Raw genomic sequence first — 26163 nt, 5'->3', positions numbered from 1 at the left:
CTCAGACGGCCGGGACGACCACCTCGGCGGCGAGCCCGTCGGCGTCGGCGAAGCGGACGACGATCTCGCCGGGGCCGGTGGCGCGGACGACGGCCATGGCGCGGCCGTCGTGGCTGGTCACCTGCGACGCGTCGAACCGCTCCTCGGTGCGCGGGGCGCCGCTACCCAGCCCGATCAGCTCGCCGGGGCCGCTCACCTCGACGCGGAGCAGTCGGTCCGACCCCGTGTTGCGGCGGCCCGCGGCGTCCACCAGCTCGGCGGTGACGAACGTCAGCCCGCCGTCGGCGTCCAGGTCGGCGACGGTCGGCGTCCCGTCGGGCGCGACGTCGGTCCGGGACAGCGACAGCGCGGCCACCTCGCCCGCGGTGGCCAGCGACGTGCGCCCCACCTCAGCCCCGTCGCGCAGCGCCACGGCGACCAGCTCGCCGGGCGCGTAGGCGACCTCGAAGCGGGCCACGAGGAGGCGCTGGTCCCCCACCGGCGCGCGACCGAGGCTGCGGCCGTCCAGGAACAGCTCGACCTCGTCGGCGTCGGCGTACACCTCGACCATGGTGGTGAGCCCCTCGGCACCGGGCCACGTCCAGGAGGCGATCGTGTCGGTCCACTGCCACGCGTTCGGCGCCGGGATGGTCCAGCCGTGGTGCTGGGGCCGCTCGACGGCGATCGCCGGCGCGGTGCGCAGCCCGAAGACGAGCGCCCGGTAGGCGGCGATCGGCAGCGGCTCGCCCAGCAGGTCCAGGTCGCCGCACGCCGCGGTCAGGTTGGGGTAGCCCAGGCCGTAGGGGAAGGTCGCCCCCTGCTCGGCGTAGGCGTGCCCGCCGATGCCGGCCTCGCCCAGGTAGTCGTGCCCGACCCAGGTGAAGTCGCCCAGCACCTGCGGGTGCGCCTCGACCTGGTTCCAGTTGTGCGCGATCCGGCTGGGGAACGTCTCCGAGCCGACGCTGATCCGGGTGGGCCGGTGCTCGGCGTCGTAGGCGTAGCGCGCCTCGGCGTAGTTGTAGCCGGTCACGTCCAGGACCGAGCAGGCCTCCTCGACGGCGGCGTCCGCCCGCGGGGTGGTGGCCAGGACGTTCTGGCCGGCGGCGAAGCCCTGGCCGCCGTCGGCGGTGCGGTCCATCACACCGCCCATGAACTGGTTGAGGCCGCCGGCCTCCTCCATCTGCCGGTCCAGGTCGACCAGGAAGAGCATCTGCATGCCGTTCGTGACCAGGCGGGTCGGGTCGAGCCTGCGCACCTCCTCGGCGAGCAGCCGCCCGGTGATCCGCCCGTCGGCGCGGCCCAGCTCGGGGATCTCGTTGCCGATGGAGTACATGATCACGCTGGGGTGGTTCACCGAGGACGCCACGAGCGCGGCGAGGTCGTCGGCCCACCAGCGGTCGAAGTGTCCGGCGTAGTCGGTGGGGCTCTTCTCGGCGCCCCACGCGTCGAAGGCCTCGTTCATCACGAGCATGCCCTGGGCGTCGCACGCCTCCAGCAGCGCCTGGGAGGCGGGGTTGTGCGAGATGCGCACCGCGTTGAACCCCGCGGCCTTGAGCCGGGCGATCTTGCGCGCCTCCGCCTCCGGGTGCGCGGCGGCGCCCAGGACGCCGTTGTCGTGGTGGATGCAGGCGCCACGCAGCTTCAGCGGCGTCCCGTTGATCCGCAGGCCGCGGTAGGGGTCGGCCTGCACCGTCCGGACGCCGACGCGCAGCGCGGTCTCGTCCAGGGTCTCCTCGCCGTCGTACAGCCGGACGGCGAGGTCGTGGCGGTGCGGGTCCTCGACCGACCAGCGGCGCGGGTTCGGGATCCACAGCTTGCGGCGCACCGTCATGGTGCTGCGCGCGGGCACGGTGACGGGGGCGTCCTCGGCCGCCACCGGCGCGCCGGCGTCCGCGAGGGCGAAGCGGGCGCGGACGACGCGCAGCCGTGCGGTGTCGTTGACGACGTGGGCGACGACCTCGACGGCCGCATACTCGTCGTCGACCTCGGGGGTGGTCGCGACGACGCCGTCGGGCGCCAGGTGCACCCCGTCGGCGACGACGAGCTCCACGCCGCGGTACAGGCCCGCGCCGGAGTACCACCGGCTGTCCTGACCGGTGCGGACGTCCACCCGGATGGTGGCGGGGGTGCCGGGGACCAGGTGCGAGCCGATCTCGACGTGGAACCGGGCGTACCCGTTGGGCCGGTGCGCGACCTGGACGTCGTCGACGAAGATCCGGGCGTTGCCGTAGACGCCGTCGAAGGTGAGGCCGACGTGTCGGCCGGCCCACTCGGCGGGCACGTCCAGGACGCGCTCGTAGCGCCAGGCGCCGCCGGGGTAGTAACCCGACGAGCCGCCGCTGGGGGCGTCGGGGGTGCGGTCGGCGTCCCGCATGGCGTCGTGGGGCAGCCGGACGGCCCGGGCGGGAGGCCTGGTGCCGGTGACGCGTTCGAAGTGCCCGGCCGGACGCGTGCAGATCCAGTCGGTGTTGAGCGGGCGACGGAAGACGAACTCGGTCATCGGGTTCCTCCTGGGCGGCGGCGGGCGCCGGACGGGCTCGAGGCTTTAGGATCACAGCGTAACAAAATCGTTTCACAGGAGGCTGCGATGCTCACGCTCCCCCATCCGCGCATCGAGGTCGCGGGCGCGCTGGATCTCGAGGCCACACCCACGGGCGTGATCCCGCGCCGGCTCCCCCGCTGGACCGTGCCGCAGGTGCCCGCCGACATGCACCGCGGCGTCCGGGGCGGCTCGGGCGTGCGGCTGCGGCTGTGGCCGACGGCGGACGCCGTGACGCTGCGGCTGCGGGCGGCCGTCTACCACCCCGAGGCGGCGCCGCCGCAGCTCGTGACCGCGCTGCGCGGGGACGCCGAGGCGTCCGCGGCCCTCGAGCGGGTCTGCACGCTCACCGACGACGGCGTCCCGGACCGCCACGCCCCCTTCGTGGACGTGCGGGTGCCGCTGCCGGCCGGGGAGGGCCCCGTGGAGCTGTGGCTGCCGCCGGGCGGCGTCACCGAGATCGCCGGCGTGGACGCGTCCGGGCTGCGGGAACTGCCCGAGGACACCCGCACGCGATGGTGGCACTACGGGTCCTCCATCAGCCAGTGCTCGGGCGCGGCCGGGCCGCTGCTGACCTGGCCGGCGCTGGCCGCGCGCCGGCTGGGCCTGCGCCTGCAGAGCCTGGGCTTCGGCGGCCAGGCGATGCTGGACCCGTTCGTGGCCCGCACGCTGCGCGACTCGGACGCCGACGCGATCAGCCTGGCGGTGGGGATCAACATCCAGAACGGCGCGACGATGACGGCACGGACGTTCGCGCCGGCGCTGCACGGCTTCCTGGACACGATCCGCGAGGGCAGGCCCGCCACGCCGATCCTGCTGCTCTCCCCCATCGCCTTCCCCGACGGCGAGGACCGGCCGGGGCCGCTCTGGTTCGATGCCGAGGGCCGGGCGCACCCGCAGGGCGACCCGGCGGACGTCGTGAACGGGGCGCTGAGCGTGGGCGCGATCCGCGGCCTGATCGCCGAGGTGCTCGCCGCCCGCGAGGACGCGCACCTCACCTTCACCGACGGGCGGGACCTGCTCGGCCCCTCGGACGCCGCCCTGCTGCCCGACGGGCTGCACCCCAGCGCCGAGGGCTACCAGATCCTGGGCGAGCGCTTCGCCCGGCACGCGCGGGCGATCGGCTTCCCGGCGGCCTGAGGCCCCCACCGACATCACCTCGACGACGAGCCCTCGGCTCGGCGGCACCGATCGCGGACGCCCCGTCACCCGATCGTGACCCGAATGCCCGCCACGGGGGATCCCCATCCGCCCTTGTCGCGGCACGCTGGCCCGAACGGCGGCGCCCCCCGCCCTCGCCGGGTGCGCGTCGGCGTCCAGGCGGGGCTCGGGGCAATCGGGATAAGTCTATTGACACAACTAAAGCGCTCCCCCTAGTCTCGGACACGACGAAACTTTCCGAAACTTCGGATTCGACACGAGGGAGTGGCATGTCGTCGACGAATACGGCCGACCCGGCCGCGTTGCCCACGGGCGAACCCCAGGGCGACCCCGCGGTGCTCGCCGCCATGAACGCGAGCAAGCCGCGCAAGGTGCCCAAACACCGGGTGACGTGGCGCAAGGCGTTCCGCAAGGACTGGCAGCTGTACGCGCTCGCCCTGCTCCCCTCGCCTTCTTCGTGATCTTCCGGTACGTGCCGATGCTCGGCAACGTCATCGCCTTCCGGAAGTTCCAGCCGGGCGGGAGCATGTTCGGCGAGTCCTGGGTGGGCTTCCGCTACATCGAGATGTTCCTCAACGACCCCACGTTCTGGAAGGTCTTCACCAACACGGTGATCCTCGGCGGGCTGACGCTGCTGGTCAGCTTCCCGATGCCGATCATCCTGGCGCTGCTGCTCAACGAGCTCCGCAGCAAGAAGTTCAAGAAGTTCGTGCAGACGGCGTCCTACCTGCCGCACTTCCTGTCGATCGTGATCGTGGCCGGCATGATCCTGCAGATCGTCTCCCTGGAGGGGTCGATCAACCAGCTCATCAGCGCGGTCGGGGGCACCCCGATCAACTTCATCCAGGAGGCGAGCTGGTTCCGCACCATCTACGTCACCTCGGACGTGTGGCAGACGATGGGCTGGGGCACGATCCTCTACCTCGCGGCGCTCACGCAGATCGACGAGAACCTCTACGAAGCGGCCCGCATCGACGGGGCAAACCGCTGGCGGCAGACGCTGCACGTCACGATCCCGGGCATCCTGCCCACGATCGTCACGCTCCTGATCCTCAACATCGGCACGTTCCTCGCGGTCGGTTTCGAGAAGATCCTGCTGCTCTACAGCCCCTTGACCTACGAGACCGCCGACGTCATCTCGACGTACCTGTACCGCGTCGGCCTGGTCAGCAACAACTTCTCCTACGCCACGGCCATCGGACTCTTCGAGTCCGTCATCGGGCTGACGTTGGTGCTCAGCGCCAACTTCCTGTCCCGCAAGCTCGTCGGCTCGAGCCTGTGGTGAGGGTGGCCTGAATCATGAAGCAATCCCAGTCGTACAAGACCTTCACGGTCTTCAACGTGACCTTCCTGCTGCTCGTGGTGTTCCTGACGCTGTACCCGTTCGTGAACATCATCGCGCAGTCGTTCTCCAGCCAGGAGGCCATCACCGCGGGCAAGGTGAACCTGTTCCCGGTGGGCTTCAACACCGTGACGTACGCCGCCGTGGCGTCCGACCCGATGTTCTGGCGCAACTACGGCAACACCGTGCTCTACACCGTGGTGGCCACCGCTATCTCGATGGTGCTGACCACCTGCTACGCCTACGTGCTGAGCAAGAAGCACATCAAGGGTCGCAGCCTGCTCATCGGCGTCGCGGTGTTCACGATGTTCTTCAACGGCGGCCTGATCCCGAACTACATCCTCATCAGCACCCTGGGGCTGAAGAACTCGATCTGGGCGGTGGTCCTGCCGAACGCCATCAGCGTGTTCAACCTGCTGGTCATGAAGTCGTTCTTCGAGGGCATGCCCAACGAACTCGAGGAGGCCGCCGCCATCGACGGCCTCAACCAGGTGCAGACGTTCCTCCGGGTCGTGCTGCCGCTGTCCAAGGCCGTGCTGGCCACCATGATCCTCTTCTACGCGGTGGCCAACTGGAACGCCTGGTTCGGCGCCTTCCTCTACATGGACAAGAAGGAATTGTTCCCGGTCACCATCTACCTCCGCAACCTGATCGCCGGCACCAGCGGCGTCCACGACGTCGGCGCGAGCGTGGACAACGAAACGCAGATCGCGGCCAACATCAAGGCGGTGACCATGGTCCTCACCGTCCTTCCGATCCTGACCATCTACCCGTTCGTCCAGAAGTACTTCGTCTCGGGCGTCATGCTCGGTTCGGTCAAGGGCTGACCGAACCACTCACCACAAGGAGGAATACCCATGTCGTATTCGATTTCGCGGCGGACGCTGCTCGGCGGAGTTGCCGGCATCGCCCTGGCGAGTTCGTTGGCGGCCTGCAGCGGCGGCGGGGGCACCGAACCCGTCGCCGAGGGCAGCAAGAAGGGCGCGATGGACAACTTCGCGGCCGATCAGCAGTTCACGGCCACCGAGGCCTTCACGCTGCCGATCCTGTTCTCGGATCACCCGAACTACCCGTACAAGTCGGACTGGTTGTTCTGGACGCACCTGACCGAGAAGACCAAGGTGACCCTCGACGTCACCACCGTTCCGATGTCGGACTACAACCAGAAGCGCTCGCTGCTCATCAGCGCCGGCGACGCCCCGATCGTCATCCCGAAGGTCTACCCGGGCCAGGAGGCCGCGTTCGTCTCCTCGGGCGCGGTGCTCCCCGTGAGCGACTACGTCGACCAGATGCCGAACTTCTCCAAGTTCGCCAAGGACTTCAAGCTGGACCCCGAACTCGACACGCTGCGCCAGGAGGACGGCAAGTTCTACCTGCTGCCCGGCATGCACGAGAAGCTGTGGCCCGACTACACGCTGATCTTCCGCACCGACCTGCTGCAGAAGGCCGGCGTCTCCGAGCCGCAGACCTGGGACGACGTCTACGAGGCCATGAAGGCGATCAAGCCGCTCGTCGGGGGCGACTACGTGATGAGCGACCGCTACCAGGGCCTCAACCTGCTGAACCTGGTGGCCAACTCCTACGGCACCACCTCGGGCGCGACCTGGGGCAACCAGGAGTACGCCCAGTTCGACAAGGCCGCGGACAAGTTCGTGGTCTCCGCCACGACGCCGCAGTTCCGCGACATGCTGGAGTTCCTGCACAAGCTCGTGGCCGAGAAGCTGCTCGACCCCCAGTCCTTCACCCAGAAGGACGACGTCGCGATCGCCGCGTTCACCACCGGCAAGACCGGCGTCATCTCGGGCAACTCGCAGGACCCGTCGTCGCACCGCGCGCTCATGGACAAGACGCTGGGCGCCGGGACCTACTCCATCGCCAAGAACATCCTGCCCGCGGGCCCGGCCGGCAAGGTCGTCGGCGGCACCCGCCTGGAGAACGGCGTGATGCTGACCGCCAAGGCCAAGGACTCGGAGAACTTCGCCGCGATCCTGCAGTTCGTGGACTGGCTGTTCTACAACAACGACGCCAAGGAGTTCGCCAAGTGGGGCGTCGAGGGCGTCACGTTCAAGCGGAACGGCAGCGAGCGTGAGCTCATGCCGGACGTCACCTACCAGTGGATGAACCCCGGCGCTCCCAAGAAGCTGAACGCCGACTTCGGGTTCTCCGGCGGCAACTTCTCCTACGGCGGCACCACCGACCTCGTGCACTCGATGTTCGCCCCCGAGGAGAAGGAGTGGCAGGCGCGGATGGCCGCCGAGCGGACGCAGATCCCGCTGCCGCCGGCCCACCCGCTGTCGGAGGCGCAGCGCGAGCAGGCCACCCTGCTGCTGACGCCGCTGAAGGACTTCATCGACACCAACACGCTGAAGTTCGTGACCGGCCAGCGCCCGCTGAGCGAGTTCGACGCGTTCCAGACCGAGCTCAAGGGCCAGGGACTGCAGCAGTACACCGACCTGCTCAACGAGGCCTACACCAACTTCAAGTCGAAGAAGAAGTAGCCTGCTGGTTCCACCGGAACGATCGGGGCGGCGACGCGACGTCGCCGCCCCGCACCGTTCCCCGACGTGGGAGGCCTGATGTCCGCCACCCGAGGGCCCTCGATGCCCGCCCCCGGCTTCGACGAGAAGCCGCTGGCCCGCTTCGCCCAGCGCGTCTACGACCTGATGGTCCTGGACGCGTGGTTCGTCCTGGTCAGCCTGCCCTGGTGGGTCGCGCTCGTCGCGCTGGCCCCGGATGTCTCCAACGCCATCCTGTTCGCGGCGACGGCGCTGTCGCTGGGCCCCGCGCTCACCGGCGTGCTGTACGCCCTCCCCCGGCTCGACGGCGAGACGGCGCCCTCGACCCTGTTCCGCCGCGGCCTGCGGCAGGGCTGGCGGCAGTCGCTGCTGCTGTGGGCCCCCGTCGTCGCCGTCGCGGCCTTCATCCTCGTCGACATCCACCTGCTGTCCCAGCGCCCCGAGGGGGTCGGGCTCGGCTGGACGATCGCCTTCGCGGCGCTCGGCATCGTCGGCGCCCCCTGGGCCTGGCTCTCCCAGGCGATCGCCGCCCACTTCTCGTTCCGGACCCCCGACGTGGCCCGGCTGGCGGCGTCCTACGTGCTGATCCGCCCGCTGGTCGCCGTGGGGCTGCTGGCCATGAGCCTGGCGCTGGTGATCCTCACCGCCTGGACGTTCGACTGGCTGCTGGCGTTCCTGGGCAGCATCATCGGTGTGGTGGTGATCTCGCTCACCCGACCGGTGTTCAGCCACATCGAGTCCCACTTCCTCGCCGATGGGGACGACCCGGGCGACGCGCCCGCCGACCCGCACGCGAGCTGAGCGCCACCGGCCTCTGGCTAGGCCGGGCGCGACGGCGTAGGTTCTGGCCAGGAGGTGGTCACATGCGTGCTTCCGGGGTCGACCCGCGCGACACGACGTGGGAGCAGGACGCGGTCTACCGCGTCTACTTCGAGGACGAGGAGGGCGCCACGGACGAGTGGCGTCTGACCGCCGCCCAGGACGTCGGTGAGGTGCTGGACTGGGCGCGCGCCCGGTCGGGCAGCCGCACCTTCACGCTCTACGTCGAGGCGGACCGCGCCTCGGACCGGGCCGCCGGCACCGAGCGGGGCCTGATTCGCCTCCTGTGACGCCTCAGGCGTGGATCAGCCGCCCGTGGGCGTCCGGCACCCCCGACTTGCGGAAGAAGTAGGTGTTGATCTGGTCGCGCCACTCGACGGCGCAGCGCAACTGCTCGTCCAGGCGGGCGTCCACCTCGGCCACCACCCTCGCCGGCAGCGCTCCGCGCAGGGCGGCCCAACTGCCGCGCATCGCCTCCACGGCCTCGACGCCCGCGAAGTGGCTGTCGTAGATGTGCTGGATCACGGTCCGCCCCGAGTGCAGGACGTGGCCGTAGGGCACGTGGTGGAAGAACAGCAGGTACTCGTCGGGGCAGGCCTCCAGCGTCTCGTACCTGGCGGCCACCTCCGGGGTGTAGAGCCCGGTCATGCCCGAGCCGGTGGCCACGGTCCGGTCGACGCCGATCCCGTCCCGGTCGGCGAAGTGGTAGGTGCCCCACAGCGAGTACTCGTAGCCGTCCACGTTGGGGCCGTAGTGGTGGCCGGGCTCGACCATGAAGCCGACGCCCAGCGGCGCGGAGTACGCCTCGTACGTCGCCCAGGAACCCAGCAGGATCGCCTCCAGGTCCGCGGACGCCTCGGCGTCCAGGTCGTAGGTGGCGGCGATCCACTCGCGCAGGATGTCGGCGGGGTCGAGCCCGGGGTCCCAGGCGAGGCGGCCGTAGGCGTAGAGGTTGGCCTGCGCGAACGGGTGCCCGGTCCAGAACTCACCCGCCCCGACGTTCGAGACCGCCGCGAAGCCGGTGCGCGCCCCGGCGGGGCCCGCCACGAGCGCCCCCAGGCTCGGCCCGCCGTCGGCGTCCCGCCCGATGCGGAAGCCGAGCACCTCGGCCCACAGCTCGCCGAGGTAGCACACGTGCTTCTGCTGCCCGGTGTACTCCTGGGTGACCTGCAGTTCGATCACGACGTTGGTGTCGCGCAGCGTCGTCAGCAGCGGCGAGATCGCCTCGCGCGCCTGGAAGTCGATCGGTCCGTACTTGACCTGCAGCACCACGTTGTCGGCGAAGGCGCCGTCGAGCGGCTGGAAGTGGTCGGCGGCCGCCCGGGCGCGGTCGGTGCTGCGGTCGCGCCAGTCCTGGCGGCAGTCGTAGACGAAGCAGCGCCAGAACACGGTGCCGCCGAACGGCGCGAGCGCGGCGGCGAGCATGTTGGCGCCGTCGGCGTGCGTGCGGCCGTACGTGAACGGCCCCGGCCGACCCTCGGAGTCGGCCTTCACGACGAAGCCGCCGAAGTCCGGCACCGCGGCGTAGACCCGCGCGCAGGCCTCGGCCCACCACGCCCGGACGCCCGGGTCGAGCGGGTCGGCGGTGGTCAGGTCGCCCAGCGTGATCGGGGCGGCGAAGTTGGCGGCCAGGTAGGTCGTGACGCCGTAGTCGCGCAGCACCGCGGCCGCCCGGGCGACGTCGGGCAGCATGTCGGCGATCAGATGGGTGCCGGCGTCGTGGACGTTGACGTTGTTGAGGCACAGGGCGTTGAGGCCCAGCGAGGCCATGAGCCGCCCGTAGTCGCGCAGGCGGCTCAGGTCCGCCACCATGGCGCCGTCGGCGAACAGGATCGAGGGCCCGGAGAACCCGCGCTCGACGCTGCCCAGGTGCTCGGCGGCCGACAGGTTGTCCCAGTCGTCGAGCATCCGGATCGGCGCCGAGGGCCGGTGCTCCCCCAGCGGCGCGGCGTCCAGGCCGGTGGTCAGCAGCCGGTGGTAGCCGTACACCAGCCCCCGCTCGGACGCCGCCGCGACGGCGACGCCCTGCGGCGTCCGGGTGAGCCGGAAGCCCTCGGGGCCGAGGTCGTCGTCGGGGTCGAGCTCGAGCGCCACCACCGCGGCGCCCGCCCCGACGCCGAGCCGGACCGCCGCGTCGGCGTGGTCGGCCGCGAGGGCGTCCGGCACCGGCGTGCCGGTGGTGCCGACCAGCCGGGCGGCGGCGACCTGCGCCGCGCCCGGCCCGCCCAGCCAGCAGGCGTCGCTGTCGGGGAAGTACCTCATGGTCGTCCTTCTTCCGGGGCCGCTCAGGCGATCGTGACGGGCGTCAGCAGTTCGCGGTCGTGGCCCACCGCCCGCACGTCGCCGACGATGCGGAAGCGCCCGCTCAGCGGCAGGTCCTCGGAGCTGTGGCCCACCCAGACGGTGAACCAGCCGGGCTCGACGATCCGGGTGTGGTCCAGGCCGGTGAAGCTGGTGCGGTCGGCGTGCAGCGCGAAGGTGACGCGCCGGGTCTCGCCCGGCTCGAGCGCGACCCGCGCGTAGCCGACCAGGCGCTTCACGGGCGTGGTGACCTGGGCGACCTCGTCGCGCAGGTACAGCTGCACCACGTGGACGCCGGCGCGCGCCCCGGTGTTGGTGACGTCGGCCGCGATCTCGACCGAGCCGTCCGGGGCGATCTCGTCGGAGGAGAGCGCCAGGTCGGAGACCTCGAAGTCGGTGTAGCCCAGGCCGTGCCCGAAGGGGAACATCACCTCCGGGTCGAGGCTGGTGTTGCCCTTCTGGCGCCGGCCCAGCGGCGGCATCAGGTACGTCCACGGCTGGGCGCCGGAGACCCGCGGGATGCCGACGGGCAGCCGCCCGGCCGGGTTGACGCGGCCCGACAGCACGCCGGCCACCGCGCCGGCGCCCTCCTCGCCGGGGAAGAACGCCTGCACGACCGCGGCGCAGCGCTCGGCGAGCCCGCCCAGCGCGTAGGGGCGGCCCGAGGACACGACCAGGACCACGGGGGTCCCGGAGGCCAGCACCCGCTCGACGAGCTCGTGCTGGACGCCGGGCAGCCGCAGGTCGGGCGCGTCATTGCCCTCCCCGGAGGTGCCCGCCCCGAACAGTCCGGCGATGTCGCCGACGGTGACGATGGCGACGTCGGCGGCGGCAGCCGCGGCGACCGCCTCGTCGATCCCGGAGGCGTCGTCGCCGTCGATGGCGCAGCCCTGGGTGAAGGTCGTGGCGGCGAACTCGCCGGCCACGGCCTCGGCGATGGTGGGCAGGTCCATGCCCGCCTCGACGCCCGGGTGGTGCTTCAGCACGTGGTTGGGGAAGGCGTAGCAGCCCATCATCGTGAGGCCGTCGGCCGCGACCGGCCCGATGACGGCGACCCTGGTGGTCGCGGCGAGCGGCAGCGTGCCGTCGTTGGCGACGAGCACGATCGACTCCTCGGCCAGCTGCCGCGCGATCGCCCGGTTGCGCGGCGAGTCCAGGTCGATGTCGGCGGCGGCGTCCAGGCGGGGCTCCCAGCCGGGTTCGAGCAGCCCGAGCTCGGCCTTCTGTTCCAGGACGCGCCGCACGGCGACGTCCAGCACCTCCTCGGGCACCGCGCCCGAGGCCACCTGCGCGGCGAGGTCGGCGAACGCGTCGGTGCCGGGCAGTTCGACGTCGAGGCCGGCGGACAGGGCCAGCGCGGCGGCGTCCCCCTTGCTCTCGGCGACCTGGTGGGCGCTCTGCAGGAAGCGGATGGCGAAGTAGTCCGAGACGACGGTGCCGGTGAAGCCCCACTCGCCGCGCAGCAGGTCGGTGAGCAGCCAGCGGTCGGCCGCGCACGGGACGCCGTCGACGTCGGTGTAGGAGTTCATCACAGAGCGCGCGCCGCCGACCTGCAGGGCCATCTCGAACGGCACGAGCACGACGTCGCGGAAGTGGCGCCGCCCCATCCGGACGGGGCCGTGGTTGAGCGCGGCGACCGAGGCCGAGTAGCCGGCGAAGTGCTTCAAGGTCGCGACGATGCCGGCGTCCTCGAGGCCGCGGACGTAGGCCGCGCCGACGGTGCCGACCAGGTAGGGGTCCTCCCCGATGGTCTCCTCGACGCGTCCCCACCGGTAGTCGTGCACGACGTCCAGCACCGGGCTGAGCGCCTGGTGGACGCCGACGCCCGCCATGTCCTCGCCGATGGCGCGCGCCATGTCGTGGACGAGTTCGGGGTGGAAGGTCGCGCCCCACGCCAGGGACGTCGGGTAGACCGTCGCGCCCCACGCCGTGAAGCCGGTGAGGCACTCCTCGTGCGCGACCGCGGGGATGCCGAAGCGGTTGGCGGCCATCACGCGGCGCTGCCGCTCCCGCATCGCGGCGATGCCCTGCTCGGGGGTGAGCGGCGTCGTGCCCCAGGTCCGCGTCAGCTGGCCCAGCCCGCCCTCGATCGCGGCGTCGAAGCCCGGGGCCTCCTGGCCGAGTTCCTGCGACATCGGGGCGACGTCGCCCTCGGCCGCGCCGTCCTTGGCCCAGAAGCTGCCCAGCTGGGCGACCTTCTCCGCCACGGTCATCTCCGCCAGCAGTTCGTCGACCCGCCGGGTCCCGCTCACCTGGTCTGCGCTCGTGTGCACAGCTCCGCCCTCCTCGTTGATGGGGTGCTCTCGCTCGTCATATTAGTATCGCCGCAGTACAAAAGTGTGTCAATGTGTTTCGAAAACGTTTTACATCCGTTAGCCTGACACGCATGAGTTCCAGCCGCCCCACCATCCGCGACGTCGCGGATCGCGCGGGCGTCTCCGTCGCCACGATCTCCAAGGTCATGAACGGCCGCGACGGCGTCGCCGAGGACACCCGCCAGCGCGTGAAGAACGTGGTCGACGAACTCGGATACGTGAGCCGGATCGGGGCCCAGAGCCTGCGCGCGATGCGCACCGGCGTGATCGGCGTGCTGGTGAGCGGCTTCGAGCCCTACGCCACCGAGGTACTCAAGGGCGTCGCCCAGGGCGCGCTGCACGTGCCGGCGGTGGAGATCATGGCGTGGTCGGGCACCGTCGGGGACGCCCCGCCGCCGACCGGCTGGGAGTCCCGGCTGCTGCTGCGGCTGGGCGGCAGCCTGATCGACGGCGCGATCGTGATCGCCCCCAGCCTCATCGACGACCCGCTGCTCGACCTGCCCCTGGTCATGGTCGATCCCCACCAGGGCGGCGAGCGCTACCCCAGCGTCCGGGTCGACGACCGCGACGGCGCCCGGCAGGCGGTCGACCATCTCGTCGAGCTCGGCCACCGCCGGATCGGCTACCTCGGCGGGCGCGCCGACCTGGAGTCCGCGCGGGAGCGCCGCGCCGGCTACCGGGAGGCGATGTCGGCGCACGGGCTGTCCACCGACGGCCTCATGACCGAGGGCGACTACACCTGGAACGGCGCGGTCGGCCCCGCGACGCGCCTGCTGCACCTGCCCGAGCGGCCCACGGCCATCTTCGCCTCCAACGACATGTCCGCGTTGTGCGTGATCGAGATCGCGCACGCGATGGGCCTGGAGGTCCCCCGCGACCTGTCGGTGATCGGCTTCGACGACATCCCGGACGCCAACCGCGCCGCCCACCCGCTGACGACCGTGGCCCAGCCGCTCACCGAGATCGGCGTCCAGGCGATCGCGATGCTCAGCGACCTGTTGCGCGGCCGGACGCCGGAGCATCAGCACCTGCGCCTCGAGGCGCACCTGCGCACCCGCGGCACGACCGCCGCGCCCGCCTGATCCGGCCGCGAACCGCTTGACCCGGGCGCCGACCGGCTATTATGTTGCTTGAATGAACTAAACTCCGTCGCGCCGGCCACGCCGCGCGCCGGAGCGTCCCGAAGGAGAGACATGACCCTCGTCGCCGGCGTCGACACCTCGACGCAGTCCTGCAAGGTCCTGGTGGTGGACGCCGAGACCGGACGCGTGGTCCGCGAGGGGTCGGCGAGCCATCCCGACGCCACCGAGTGCCACCCCGACGCCTGGTGGGAGGCGTTCACCACCGCCGCGGAGCAGGCGGGCGGCCTGGCCGACGTCGCGGCGGTGAGCGTGGGCGGGCAGCAGCACGGCCTCGTCCTGCTGGACGCCGACGGCGAGGTGATCCGGCCCGCGCAGTTGTGGAACGACACCAAGTCGGCGGGCAGCGCGGCCGACCTGGTCGCCGAGTTGGGCGCCGAGGCGTGGGTGCAGGCGACCGGGCTGGTGCTGGTGCCGAGCTTCACCGTGACGAAGATGCGCTGGGTCGCCGATCACGAGCCCGAGAACGCCGCCCGCATCGCGGCGATCTGCCTCCCCCACGACTGGCTCACCTGGAAGCTGCTGGGCGGCCGCGACCTGTCGACGCTGGTCACCGACCGCTCGGACGCCTCGGGCACCGGCTACTTCGACGCCGTGAGCGGGGAGTACCGCCGCGACCTGCTGGCGCACGCGCTGCGCCGCGACGAGGCCGACGTCGCCGACATCGTGCTGCCGCGCGTCCTGGGACCGCACGAGGCCGCCGGCCACGGCGATCCCGCCCTCGGCCTGGGCGACGCGCTGATCGGGCCCGGGTGCGGCGACAACGCCGGCGCCGCGCTCGGCCTGTCGCACACGCCCGGCCAGGTGACGGTCTCGATCGGAACCTCCGGCGTGGTGTGCTCGGTGTCGGCCACCCCGGTGCGCGACGTGACCGGCCTGGTCGCCGGGTTCGCGGACGCCCTGGGCAACTACCTCCCGCTCACCGCGACCATCAACGGCGCGCGCATCCTGCAGGCCACCGCGCGCGTCCTCGGCGTGGACTTCGCCGGCCTGGACGAACTGGCGCTGGCCGCCGAGCCGGGCGCTGGCGGCATCGTCTTCGTGCCGCACCTCGACGGCGAGCGGACGCCGAACCTCCCCGACGCGTCCGGCACCCTGGCCGGCGTGACGCTGGCCAACATGACCCCGGAGAACGTCGCCCGCGCCGGCGTGGAGGGCCTGCTGTGCCTCCTCGGCGTCGGGATGCAGGCGCAGCGGGCCCAGGGCGTCCGCATCGACGGCGTCACCCTGATCGGCGGCGGGGCGCAGTCCCGAGCCGTCCGGGAGCTCGCCCCCGCGGTGCTGGGCGTCGCGGTCGAGGTGCCGCGTCCGGCGCAGTACGTCGCGCTGGGCGCCGCCCGCCAGGCCGCCTGGGTCGCCTCGGGCGAGCCCGAGCCCCCCGTGTGGAGCGTCGTCGAGTCCGAGACCTTCACCGCGACCCCGACCCCGGAGATCCAGGAGCGCTACGACAGGGTGGCCGCCCAGGTCGCGGACCTCGACGCCCGGTAGCCCGGCCGAGCGGTCGCCGGAACGGTCGTCGGCCTCGCGCCGCTGCCGGCACGCCGACGTCGGTCGATGCCCAACAGGCCCGCTTCGCCGGCGACCCCGCTCCACGCGTGGCCTCGGTCGCCTCCCGCCTGGGCTGACCGCGAAAAATCAAGAACGACGCACTCGAACCCCGGCGCGCCGGCGTTCCCCCTAGTGAGATTCTCCAGCAGCCCTTCGAGTGCGTCGTTGTTGATTCCAGGGGTGCCGACCCGAGGAGGCGTCGCGAAGCTGCAGGGCGCGGAGCCGTACCGACAGCCGCCGAGGGGCGGCCGCCGACAGGAATGGGTCAGTCGAGCGCGCGGATGCCGAAGGTGAGCTCGCGGACGGCCCCGGGCGCCAGCGCGACGGCGTCGGCGGGGCCGTTGAAGGCGTCCGGCGGGCAGGTCATCGGCTCGACGGCCAGGCAGATCCGGCCCATGGCGTCCGCGGTGTGCACCTGGACCCACGGTGCGTCCGAGGCGACCCCGACCGCCCCGTCCGGGCCGCGGAGCACGGCCTCCCAGTCCCCGGCGGGCGCCGCGTAGGCGTGGTCGACGAACACGCCGTCCAGCGGGGCGCCGCCGCGGAAGTCCAGCGGGGTGCCCGCCACGTCGACGAGTCCGGTCGGCAGAAGGCGGTCGTCCACCGCGAGGTAGCGCTCGGCCTCCAGCGCGAGGGTGAACGCGTCCACGGGGCGGTCGCCCAGGGTGAGGTACGGGTGCAGCGAGAGCCCCACCGGCGCGGCCACGTTCCCCGCGTTGCGGGCGATGAACCGCACCGCCAGCCCCGTCTCGGCGTCCACCGCGTAGGTGATCTCCAGTTCGAGCGGGAAGGGGTAGCCGAGCGAGCCGGGCATCGCGAGCGACAGCGTGATCGCGGTCCCGTCGTGCCGGACGACCTCCCAGGGCATCCACAACGCCAGGCCGTGCAGCGCGGTCCCGGTCGCCGGCTCGTTCACGCCGAGCTGGTACTCCACGCCCGCCCAGGTGTAGCGGCCGTCGGCGATCCGGTTGGGCCAGGGCGCCAGGACGCGTCCCTTGTACCCGACGCCGACCTCGGCCTCCGCGTCGAAGGTGGCGATCAGGTCCTCGCCGCCGCGGGTCAGCGCGACCAGCGTGGCCCCGCCGGTGGCGACGGTGGCGCTGTAGTCGCCGTCCGCGATGTGGTGGAGGGTGCCGTTGACGGTCATGACGCTCACATCCCGGGGTCGATGATGATCTTGAGTCCGCTGCGGCCGGACGCGTGCCGGAACGCCTCCGCGGCGTCGTCGATCGAGAAGCGCCGCGAGACAAGCGGCGTCAGGTCGACCCGGCCCCGCGCGAGCAGGTCGATCGCCCGCGGGTAGACCTCGGGCATCCGGCGCACGATGGCGATGGTGAGGCCCTTGCGCCGCGCGAGCGCGGCCGGGAACGTCGTGACGTCGTCGTCGGGGATCCCGACGAGGACGACCCGGCCGCCCGGGCGGGCCAGCTCGAGGGACGCGCGCACGGCGTCCGGCTGGCCGCTGACCTCGAAGACGACGTCGCTGGCCGGCTCCAGGGGCTCGCCGGGCGCGACGACGTGCCCCGCGCCCAGGTCCGCGGCGGCCGCGCGCCGGTGCTCCAGCGGCTCCACCACGGTGCCGAGCGTGTGGCCCGCCGACAGCGCCAGTTGCACCAGCAGCAGGCCGATCGGGCCGGCGCCGACGACGGAGACGACGTCCCCGAGGCGGGCGTGGCCCAGGTCCCAGGAGTGGATCGCGACGCCGAGGGGCTCCAGCATCGCGCCCTCGTCGGGCGTGGTGCCCTCGGGCAGCGGGAAGATGCGGTGGGTGGGCCACGTCATGATCTCGCGGACGCCGCCGTCCACGTCGCCGTGGCCGGAGAACCGCACCTGCGGGCAGAGGTTGGGGTTGCCCTCCAGGCAGCGGGCGCAGTGCTCGCACGGGATCGCGGGGTCGACCGCGACGACGCGCCCGGCGTGCGGGCCGTCCAGCGCGATGCCGGCGATCTCGTGGCCGGGCACGAGCGGTTCGCCGATGGTGGCGTCGCCGATGCCGCCGTCGGTGAACCAGTGCAGGTCCGAGCCGCACAGCCCGACCGCGCGCACCTGGACCCTGGTCTCCCCCTCGCGCGGGGTCGGCTCCGTCTCGTCCGCGACGCGCACGTCGCCCAGCCCGTACAGTCGCGCTGCCTTCACCGAACTCCGCCTCTCGCCTGGGGACACGTATTTCGTTTTATGGTAGGCCAAAATGGGTGGGGGTGAGCAAGGCCCGCGTTTGCCACCCCCCGGGCGAGCGGGATCAGTCGATCAGGTCGTGCAGCATGATGACCTGCTCGCGGCCCGGGCCGACGCCGATGCCGGAGATCCGGCAGCGGATCAGCTCCTCCAGGCGACGGACGTACGCCTGGCAGGTGGGCGGGAGCTCCTCGAACGTCCGGGCGCCCGAGATGTCCTCGGTCCAGCCGTCCAGGAACTCGTACACCGGCTGGGCCTTGACGATGTCGTCCATCATCACCGGGTAGGTGGACACGATCTGCCCGTCGATCTCGTACCCGGTGCAGACCGGGATCTTGTCCCAGCCGGTGAGGATGTCGAGCTTGGTCAGGAACACGTCGGTCACGCCGTTGTAGGTGCAGGCGGCCTCGACCACGAGCGGGTCGAACCAGCCGCAGCGGCGCGGGCGGCCCGTGGTGGTGCCGAACTCGCCGCCGGCGACGCGGAGCCGCTCGCCGTCCTCGTCGAGCAGTTCGGTGGGGAACGGGCCCTCGCCCACGCGGGTGGTGTAGGCCTTCGCGATCCCGACGATCCGGTCGAGGCGGTTCGGGCCGACGCCCGAGCCCGTGCAGGCGCCCGCGGCGATCGGGTTGGAGGAGGTCACGTACGGGTAGGTGCCGTGGTCGACGTCCAGGTGGTGCGCCTGCGCGCCCTCGAACACGACCAGCCGGCCGGCGTCCAGGGCGTCGTTGAGCTCGCGCGCGACGTCGCGGACCATCGGGCGGACGCGGTCGGCGTAGCTCAGCAGTTCGTCGGCCACCTCGGCGGGGTCGATCGCCATCTGGTTGTAGATCTTCACCAGCACCTGGTTCTTCTGCACCAGGGCGGCCTCGACCTTGTCGCGCAGCAGGTCCTCGTCCAGCAGGTCCTGGATCCGGATCCCGACGCGGTTGATCTTGTCCGCGTAGGCGGGGCCGACGCCGCGGCCGGTGGTCCCGATCTTGCGCTTGCCGAGGAACCGCTCGGTGACCTTGTCGAGCACCTTGTGGTACGGCGCGATGATGTGGGCGTTGGCCGACAGCACCAGCTTGGAGGTGTCGACGCCGCGCGCCTCGAGGGCGTCGATCTCGGAGAACAGCACCTCCAGGTCGACCACGACGCCGTTGCCGATGACGGGGACGCCGGGGTTGAGGATGCCGGAGGGGAGCAGGTGCAGCGCGTACTTCTCGCCGTTCACCACGAGCGTGTGGCCGGCGTTGTTCCCGCCGGAGTAGCGGACCGTGTAGTCCACGCGGTCACCGAGCTGGTCGGTGGCCTTCCCCTTACCCTCGTCGCCCCATTGCGTCCCGATGACCACGATGCCTGGCATGATCGCCTCTCACTGCAAACGGAAAGCCCGGCGCAAGTGCGATCCGGGCTCTTACACCCTGATTCTAGCGGGCGGGGCGTCCGGGAGCCCAGGGTCCGGTCCCTGGGCGGCCCGCGTCGCGCGTCACAGGGACAACGGGCGGGAGGTCACGAGGGCGACGTAGCCCTCCTCGGACGCCTCCAGCAGGAACAGGACGCAGCGCTCGTACTCGGCCTGCTCGCCGATGCGGCGCGCCGCCGACGCCAGCGCCCACAGCGCCCGCAGGAAGCCCTGGTTCGGCTCGTGCGCCCACGGGATGGGGCCCTTGCCGCGCCAGCCCGCGCGGCGGAGCGCGTCGAGGCCGCGGTGGTAGCCGGTGCGCGCGAACGCGTAGGCGGTGAGGTCGCCCTGCACGTTCCCGGCGCGCAGGGACGCCTCGGCGAGCAGCGCCCACACCAGCGAGGAGTCGGGGTGCCGGGCGACGACGTCCAGGAACGCCTCGTCCCCGGCGGTCAGCAGGTCGGCGAGGGCCGGGTCCTCCGGCAGCTCAGTCCGCCCGACGGGGGCGGCCAAGAGGAGGGTGCGCGCGTCTTCGGCCATGCGATTCACCCTAGGACAGTCCCGGCCCTGCAACGGTGCGCAACACGGCGAAAACGTTCCACGGACGCTGCACAACAAGGTTTTTGAGCGGCGGGCAGCGCCGCGACCGCCCGAACCCGCGGCGCCGACGACGGTGGAAGAATGGCCGCATGCCGCCCGTCTCCGCCCCGCCGCCGGGGTGGACGCCGGGCGAACCGGCCCACCGCCGCATCACGTTCGCGCTGTTCCTGGCGGGGCTGGCCACCTTCGCGCTGGTCTACTGCACCCAGCCCCTGCTGCCGCTGCTCGCGGACGCCTTCGGGGTCTCGCCGGCTACCTCGACCCTGGCGCTGTCGGTGACGACGATCTCGATGGGCGCCGCGCTGCTGGTCTTCGGTCCGCTGTCGGACGCGCTGGGCCGCCTCACGCTGATGCGCGTCACCCTGCTGGTCGCGGCGCTGATCGCCGTCGCGTCCGCCTTCGCCCCGACCTGGGGGCTGCTGCTGCTCCTGCGCGGCGCGCTGGGGTTCGCGGTCGCGGGGCTGCCCGCGGTGGCGACGGCGTACCTCCGCGAGGAGATCCACGGCGACTGGGCGACCGCGGCGACGGGGCTCTACATCGGGGGCACCGCCATCGGCGGCATGTCCGGACGCCTCCTCACCGGGCTGCTGGCCGAGGCCTTCGGCTGGCAGGCGGCGCTGGCCGGGATCGCCGCGATGGCGCTGGCGATCGCGGTCGCGCTGGGCGTGCTGCTGCCGCCGGCGCGCCGCTTCGTCCCGACGCCGCTCAACCGCGTCGAACTCGCCGACAACGCCCGGCGCATGCTGCTGGACCGCGGCCTGCTGACGCTGTACGCCCTGGGCTTCTGCGCCATGGGCGCCTTCGTCGCGGCGTTCAACGGACTCTCGTTCCGTCTCGTCGCGCCGCCCTTCGACCTGGGCGTCGGCGTCGCCAGCCTCGTGTTCGTCACCTACCTGATCGGGTCGTTCAGCTCGCCGTGGGCGGGCCGGCTCGCCGCCCGGTTCGGTTCGCGGACGGTGGTGCCGGTCGCCCTGGCGATCTTCGCGGCGGGGGTCGCCCTCACGCTGGTCGACCACCTCACCGCCGTGGTCGGCGGCGTCGGCCTCATCACGTTCGGCTTCTTCGCCGCGCACGGCACCACCAGCGGGTGGGTCACCGCGCGGGCGGCCAGTCGCGGTCGCGGCACCGGGATGGCGGGGTCGCTCTATCTGGCCTTCTACTACACCGGCTCCTCGGTCTGCGGCGCGCTCGCGGGCCAGGCCTGGTCGATGGGTCGCTGGCCGGCCGTCGCCGCGCTCACCGGCGGCCTCGTGCTGGTCGCGATCGCGCTGGCCGTGTCGATGCGCCGCGTGCCCGTCGTGCCGGCGCGGCCCTACGACCAGCCCCAGCCCTGAGCGGGCCGACGCCCACCGACCCGCGCGGGGCGACAACCGGCGGGGTGGCGCGGCGGGTCAGCCCCCGGCCACGACCTCCAGGCCGCCGGCCATCAGCACCTCGGCGGCCACCACGTCGACCAGGCCGCGCGCGCTCGCCTCGGCCAACTCGATCCGGCCCTCGAGGATGGCGGTGGCGATCCGCACGTGCATCTGCACGGCGCGCGGGTCCGGCTTCGGCTCGAGCAGTCCCAGGCGGTTGCGCTCGGTCAGGACGGCCGCCACCACCTCCCCCATCGCGGCGAAGTGGTCGTTGCCCGACCCCGTCAGCAGCGCCTTGTGGAAGGCGACGTCCGCGGCCAGGAACTCCGCGGTGTGCCCCCGCTCCTGGGACGCCAGCGACCGCATCTCCTCGGCGTGCTCGAGCAGCACGAGCCCGACGGTGCGGGCCGACCCGGCGGCCAGGCGCGCGGCGATGGGTTCGACGCCGGCCCGCAGCTGCATCAACTGGTCCAGTTCCTGCACCCGGTGGGGGCCCGAGATCCGCCAGTGGATCACCCGCGGGTCGGTGACGCTCCACCCGGCGCGCGGCTGCACGATGCAACCCACCCGGCGCTTCATGGCAACCATCCCCAGCGACTCGAGGATGCGCAGGGCTTCGCGGGCCACGCTGCGGGACACCGCGAAGCGGGCCTCGACCTCCTCGATGAGGATGATCGAGGACGCCCCCACTTCGTCGGATGCGATCGCGAGGCCGAGCACCTCCAGCACATGCTGGTAGGCCACGGGTGCGGGCATGGACACCTCCGTCCAAGGCTTCGATCAAGTAACGACGTGCCGCCGTTGTTGCGAAAGGTTAGACCTTTGTGACAACGTTCGCACCACAGGCATTTCCCCACAAGGAGGCGGGCTGATGCGGATCGTCATCACCGACTGCGACCACGACGCGTTCGAGCAAGAGCGTGCCGTCGTGGCTGCGTCCGGCGACGAACTCGTCATCGCGAACTCCCTGACGCCCGGCGAGCTCATCGCCAGCGCCGAGGGCGCCGACGCGCTGGTGGTGCAGTACGCGTCGATCACCGGCGAGATCCTGGACGCCCTCCCGAACGTGAAGGTCGTCTCGCGCTACGGCGTGGGCGTCGACTCGGTCGACATCCCCGCGGCCACCGAGCGCGGGATCGCCGTCTGCAACGTCCCCGACTACGGCACCGAGGCGGTCTCCGACCACGCCATCGCGCTGGCGATGAACGCCGCCCGGGAGGTCACCCGCCTCGACCGCGGCCTGCGCGCCGGTGTGGTGGACTTCCCCGGCGTCCGCCCCATGCACCTGGTCGGCGAACGGGTCTTCGGCATCGTCGGGCTGGGCCTGATCGGCTCCGCCACCGCACGCAAGGCCGCCGGCCTCGGCTTCCAGGTGATCTGCCACGACATCCTCGCCGGGGACGCCGACGAGTTCCGCGGCTACCCCCACGTCAGCCTCGACGAACTGCTGCGCCGCAGCCAGGTGGTCTCCATCCACACGCCGCTCACCGAGCTGACCCACCACCTCATCGACGCGGACGCGCTGGCGTCCATGCGCCCCGACGCCATCCTGGTCAACACCGCCCGCGGCCCCATCGTGGACACCGCGGCGTTGGGCGAGGCCCTGCGTGCCGGTACCATCCGCGGCGCGGCGCTCGACGTCACCGAGACCGAGCCGCTGCCGGCGGACGACCCGCTCCTGGAGCTGCCGCAGCTCACGGTGACCCCGCACATGGCGTGGTACTCCGAGGAGAGCTACGGCGAGCTGAAGCGCCGCACCGTCGAGAACGCCGCCGACCTGATCGCCGGCCGCGTCCCCCGCAACATCATCAACCCCGAGGTCCTCGGTGCGCCCGGTCGCAACCGGAACCTCGACCCGGGGGCGAGCGCCTGATGCGCGCCCCGACCCGACGCTCCACCTCCGGCGTCGTCCACCCAGAAGACCAGCAGAACGTGCGGCGATCCTTGTAGTCACCCACGGTCCTGGAAGCCCGTACGTCCGGTAGGGGCACTTTGCAACGAAGCATGAGGAGATGAAACTAAATGCAAGCCAAGAAGATCGCCGCGGCCGTCGTCGCGGGAATCACCGCGCTGGCTCTGTCCGCTTGTGGTAGCCCCGCTGGGGGAGGCGGCACCGGAGGTGGCGAGAAGACGACCTTCCGCCTCGCGTTCAACCAGACCGAGGCCCACCCGCAGTTCAAGGCCGCCGAGGAGCTCGGCAAGAAGCTCGAGCAGGCCACCGACGGCCGCTACACCATCGAGGTCTTCGCCAACGAGACCCTCGGTTCCCAGAACGAGGTCGTGCAGCAGGTGTCCGATGGCACCGTCGACATGATGTACATCGGTGGCCCGGTCATGGAGTCCTTCAACCAGGACTTCATCGTGTTCAACCTGCCCTACGTGTTCGACTCCCCCGAGGCGCAGGCCAAGGTCTTCGCCGACGAGGCCGTCATGGGCGACCTCAAGAAGTCGATCGAGGGCAGCAAGAAGATCACGGTCCTGGGTGCGCTGCACGCCGGCGTCCGCAACGTCTACAACGCCAAGAAGCCGGTCACGTCCCCGGCCGACCTGGCCGGCATGAAGATCCGCGTCCAGCAGTCCGACTCCCAGGTCAAGATGATCCAGGACATGGGCGGCGTGGCCTCCCCGATGGGCCAGGGCGACGTCTACAGCGCGCTGCAGACCGGCGTCCTCGACGGCGCGGAGAACAACGAGACCGTCTTCAACGCGCTGAAGCACGATGAGGTCGCGAAGTACTACTCCTACACCCGTCACCTCATGATCCCGGACTACCTGCTCATGAGCACCGAGGTGCTGAACAAGATGGACGAGAAGGACCGCACGGCCCTGCTCGAGCTGATCCCCGAGACCATCGACGCCGCCAACAAGGGCTTCATGGAGTTCGTCGAGGAGTCGAAGGCCGCCTCGGAGAAGACCGGCGCGAAGTTCAACGACGACGTCGACACGTCCGCCTTCAAGGCCGCGACCGAGTCGCTGGTCAAGGCCTCGATCAACAACCCGGTCCGCCAGAAGCTGTACGACGCGGTCCAGAAGGCCAACGGCTAAGCATTAGCCGGACGGTCCCCGCGATGCCGGTCGCCGCCCCTCAGGCGGCGGCCGGCATTGCTGACCCTCCCGAGAAAGGAACCCCATGCTCAACGCCATCGAAGCGTTCAAGCGCGGGCTGGACGTCTTCCTGCGCTGGTTCTGCATCATCCTCTTCGTCGTGCTCGTCCTGCTGGTGACCTGGCAGGTCTTCGTCCGGCAGGTGCTGCCGCTCTCCGGCCAGGAGTGGACCGAAGTGCTCGCGCGCATCGTGTTCATCTGGCAGGGCCTCATCGGTGCGGCCTACGTCATCGGCGAGAAGGACGATGTCGCCATCGACTTCCTCGTCAGCAAGCTGCCCGGCGGCGGCGTGAAGGCCATGCAGATCCTGGCCCACTCCATCGTCGCCTTCTTCGCCATCTGGGTGATGTGCATCGGCGGCGGCCGGCTGGCCGCCAACACGATGGACGACGTCGTCCAGCTGCTGCCCGTCTCCCAGGGCGTCATCTACATGGCGCTGCCGATCGCGGGCGGCCTGATCGCCCTCTACTCGGTGATCCACATCATCCAGACCATCTACAAGCCGGCGCCGACCGTGGTCGACCCCAACGAGATGGACCTGACCGACCTGACGGAGGAGTCGATCTGATGAACGCACCACTCGTCGTGGGGTTGATCCTCATCCTCGGCATGTTCGTGCTGATGTCGCTGGGCGTCTCCGTCTCGGTGTCCATCGGCCTCCCCTCCGCCGTCGCCCTGGTGGTGCTGGTCGGCGCGGACAAGGGCGTCATCACGGCGGCCCAGAAGATCTACGGCGGCATCGACTCGTTCCCGCTGCTCGCGATCCCGTTCTTCGTCCTGGCGGGAACGATCATGAACAAGGGCGGCATCGCCCAACGTCTGATCGATCTGGCCCGCACGCTCACCGGCCGGATGCCCGGCTCCCTGGCGCAGACCAACATCATCGCCAACGCCCTGTTCGGCTCCATCTCCGGGTCGGCGCTCGCCGGCGCCTCGGCCGTCGGCTCGATCATGGCCCCGGCGCAGCGCAAGGAGGGCTACGACATGCGGTTCGCCGCGGCGGCCAACGTCGCCTCCGCGCCGTCCGGCATGCTGATCCCGCCGTCCAACACGACGATCGTGTACGGCTTGGTCTCCCAGGCCTCGATCGGCGCGCTGTTCCTGGCCGGCTACATTCCCGGCATCCTGTGGGCGCTGACCTGCGCGGTCATCGTCTGGTGGTACACCCGCAAGAACCCCGCGCTGCGCGGGGCGCGTTGGGCCACGCCAAAGGAGGCGCTGCTCTCCACCTGGCGCGCGATCCCCAGCCTCGGCCTGATCGTCGTCGTCATCGGCGGCATCGTGGGCGGCATCTTCACCCCGACCGAGGGCGCGGCCATCGCGGTGCTCTACGCGGCGACCCTGTCGTTCCTCTACCGCACGATCGGCGTCAAGGACCTGCCCAAGATCCTGCTGGACGCGACCCGCACGTCCTCGGTCGTGATCTTCCTGATCGCGCTGAGCACGATCATGAGCTACGTCATGACCTACTCCCGCATCCCCAAGTTGCTGGGGCAGTGGCTCGTGTCGGTCACCGACTCCAAGGTCATCTTCCTGCTCATCATGATGGTGATGCTCCTGATCATCGGCATCCCGCTGGACGCCACGCCCGCGGTGCTGATCTTCACGCCGATCTTCCTGCCGATCGCCGAGCAGTACTACGGCATCCACCCGGTGCACTTCGGCATGATGATGATCTTCAACATGTGCATCGCGGTGATCTCGCCGCCATCAGCACCAGTGTTGTTCGTCGGAGCAAGAGTCGCGGGCCAGAAGGTCGAGACGGTCATCCGCCCGCTCATGCCCTTCTTCATCGGCCTGATCATCATGCTGCTGGTCATCCAGTTCGTCCCCGAGTTGTCGCTCTGGCTGCCACGCCAGGCCGGCCTGATCAGGTAGGCGG

Annotated in this window: 22 protein-coding genes; 14 read left to right on the top strand and 8 right to left on the bottom strand. The window is 71.3% G+C overall.

What is annotated here, in order from left to right:
- Window position 1: 1 nt before the first annotated feature.
- Entirely contained in the window at window positions 2-2479 is a 2478-nt protein-coding gene (locus G7070_RS11120) for a glycoside hydrolase family 2 TIM barrel-domain containing protein (RefSeq protein WP_166233799.1), read from the bottom strand.
- A gap of 87 nt (window positions 2480-2566) precedes the next feature.
- Here G7070_RS11120 and G7070_RS11115 point away from each other — a divergent pair, with 87 nt between their 5' ends.
- From G7070_RS11115 to G7070_RS11090, 7 genes are all read left to right on the top strand, one after another.
- Window positions 2567-3658: a GDSL-type esterase/lipase family protein gene (locus tag G7070_RS11115; RefSeq protein ID WP_166233798.1), complete on the top strand. Its 1092-nt coding sequence runs from the start codon at window positions 2567-2569 to the stop codon at window positions 3656-3658.
- 290 nt (window positions 3659-3948) lie between these two features.
- Entirely contained in the window at window positions 3949-4140 is a 192-nt protein-coding gene (locus tag G7070_RS17865) for a hypothetical protein (protein WP_206079740.1), read from the top strand.
- Window positions 4137-4964 carry an ABC transporter permease gene (locus G7070_RS11110; protein ID WP_206079739.1) on the top strand — a complete coding sequence of 276 codons (828 nt, stop codon included), beginning with the start codon at window positions 4137-4139 and terminating at the stop codon, window positions 4962-4964. The genes G7070_RS17865 and G7070_RS11110 overlap by 4 nt, the downstream gene beginning before the upstream one ends.
- Before the next feature lie 14 nt (window positions 4965-4978).
- Window positions 4979-5848 (top strand): carbohydrate ABC transporter permease, encoded by an 870-nt coding sequence (locus G7070_RS11105; RefSeq protein ID WP_206079738.1) that lies wholly within the window; start codon window positions 4979-4981, stop codon window positions 5846-5848.
- Window positions 5849-5878: 30 nt separating this feature from the next.
- The gene (locus G7070_RS11100; RefSeq protein ID WP_166233797.1) at window positions 5879-7519 is read left to right on the top strand and encodes an ABC transporter substrate-binding protein; all 1641 of its coding nucleotides are present in this window, start codon (window positions 5879-5881) and stop codon (window positions 7517-7519) included.
- Window positions 7520-7597: 78 nt separating this feature from the next.
- Window positions 7598-8338: a YesL family protein gene (locus G7070_RS11095; protein WP_166233796.1), complete on the top strand. Its 741-nt coding sequence runs from the start codon at window positions 7598-7600 to the stop codon at window positions 8336-8338.
- A 62-nt stretch (window positions 8339-8400) separates the two neighbouring features.
- Window positions 8401-8646: a hypothetical protein gene (locus tag G7070_RS11090; protein WP_166233795.1), complete on the top strand. Its 246-nt coding sequence runs from the start codon at window positions 8401-8403 to the stop codon at window positions 8644-8646.
- A 4-nt stretch (window positions 8647-8650) separates the two neighbouring features.
- Here G7070_RS11090 and G7070_RS11085 read toward each other — a convergent pair whose 3' ends face one another.
- A complete protein-coding gene (locus tag G7070_RS11085) occupies window positions 8651-10618 on the bottom strand; it encodes a glycoside hydrolase family 20 zincin-like fold domain-containing protein (protein WP_166233794.1) in 1968 nt (655 codons plus the stop codon).
- Window positions 10619-10641: 23 nt separating this feature from the next.
- Window positions 10642-12930: a beta-xylosidase/alpha-l-arabinosidase gene (locus G7070_RS11080; protein ID WP_246227033.1), complete on the bottom strand. Its 2289-nt coding sequence runs from the start codon at window positions 12928-12930 to the stop codon at window positions 10642-10644.
- A 113-nt stretch (window positions 12931-13043) separates the two neighbouring features.
- On the opposite strand from G7070_RS11080, the gene G7070_RS11075 reads away from it, so the two are divergent.
- Both G7070_RS11075 and xylB read left to right on the top strand, forming a co-directional pair.
- Window positions 13044-14054: a LacI family DNA-binding transcriptional regulator gene (locus G7070_RS11075; protein WP_166233793.1), complete on the top strand. Its 1011-nt coding sequence runs from the start codon at window positions 13044-13046 to the stop codon at window positions 14052-14054.
- A gap of 111 nt (window positions 14055-14165) precedes the next feature.
- Window positions 14166-15599, top strand: a complete 1434-nt coding sequence (xylB, locus tag G7070_RS11070; RefSeq protein WP_166233792.1) for a xylulokinase — start codon at window positions 14166-14168, stop codon at window positions 15597-15599.
- Window positions 15600-15924: 325 nt separating this feature from the next.
- Here the strand turns inward: xylB and G7070_RS11065 are convergent, their stop codons facing one another.
- The 4 genes from G7070_RS11065 to G7070_RS11050 form a co-directional block, all read right to left on the bottom strand.
- Window positions 15925-16806, bottom strand: a complete 882-nt coding sequence (locus G7070_RS11065; RefSeq protein WP_166233791.1) for an aldose 1-epimerase family protein — start codon at window positions 16804-16806, stop codon at window positions 15925-15927.
- A 5-nt stretch (window positions 16807-16811) separates the two neighbouring features.
- Window positions 16812-17795: a zinc-dependent alcohol dehydrogenase gene (locus G7070_RS11060; RefSeq protein WP_166233790.1), complete on the bottom strand. Its 984-nt coding sequence runs from the start codon at window positions 17793-17795 to the stop codon at window positions 16812-16814.
- A 103-nt stretch (window positions 17796-17898) separates the two neighbouring features.
- Entirely contained in the window at window positions 17899-19182 is a 1284-nt protein-coding gene (locus G7070_RS11055; protein WP_166233789.1) for an adenylosuccinate synthase, read from the bottom strand.
- Between the two features lie 123 nt (window positions 19183-19305).
- A complete protein-coding gene (locus G7070_RS11050) occupies window positions 19306-19761 on the bottom strand; it encodes a DUF3151 domain-containing protein (RefSeq protein ID WP_166233788.1) in 456 nt (151 codons plus the stop codon).
- Window positions 19762-19910: 149 nt separating this feature from the next.
- Between G7070_RS11050 and G7070_RS11045 the strand changes: the two genes are divergently transcribed.
- Window positions 19911-21155, top strand: a complete 1245-nt coding sequence (locus G7070_RS11045; RefSeq protein WP_166233787.1) for an MFS transporter — start codon at window positions 19911-19913, stop codon at window positions 21153-21155.
- A gap of 57 nt (window positions 21156-21212) precedes the next feature.
- On the opposite strand, the gene G7070_RS11040 is transcribed toward G7070_RS11045, so the two are convergent.
- The gene (locus G7070_RS11040) at window positions 21213-21932 is read right to left on the bottom strand and encodes a FadR/GntR family transcriptional regulator (protein WP_166233786.1); all 720 of its coding nucleotides are present in this window, start codon (window positions 21930-21932) and stop codon (window positions 21213-21215) included.
- 115 nt (window positions 21933-22047) lie between these two features.
- Here G7070_RS11040 and G7070_RS11035 point away from each other — a divergent pair, with 115 nt between their 5' ends.
- From G7070_RS11035 to G7070_RS11020, 4 genes are all read left to right on the top strand, one after another.
- A complete protein-coding gene (locus G7070_RS11035; RefSeq protein ID WP_166233785.1) occupies window positions 22048-23049 on the top strand; it encodes a C-terminal binding protein in 1002 nt (333 codons plus the stop codon).
- Window positions 23050-23198: 149 nt separating this feature from the next.
- The gene (locus G7070_RS11030; protein WP_166233784.1) at window positions 23199-24221 is read left to right on the top strand and encodes a TRAP transporter substrate-binding protein; all 1023 of its coding nucleotides are present in this window, start codon (window positions 23199-23201) and stop codon (window positions 24219-24221) included.
- Between the two features lie 85 nt (window positions 24222-24306).
- Window positions 24307-24849, top strand: coding sequence for a TRAP transporter small permease (locus G7070_RS11025; protein WP_166233783.1), 543 nt, complete (start codon window positions 24307-24309; stop codon window positions 24847-24849).
- Window positions 24849-26159, top strand: a complete 1311-nt coding sequence (locus tag G7070_RS11020) for a TRAP transporter large permease (protein ID WP_166233782.1) — start codon at window positions 24849-24851, stop codon at window positions 26157-26159. The genes G7070_RS11025 and G7070_RS11020 overlap by 1 nt, the downstream gene beginning before the upstream one ends.
- Window positions 26160-26163: the final 4 nt, after the last annotated feature.

This window comes from Propioniciclava coleopterorum (assembly GCF_011393335.1).
Taxonomy (GTDB): Bacteria; Actinomycetota; Actinomycetes; order Propionibacteriales; family Propionibacteriaceae; genus Propioniciclava; species Propioniciclava coleopterorum.
This window is presented reverse-complemented; position numbering and strand designations above follow the sequence as displayed.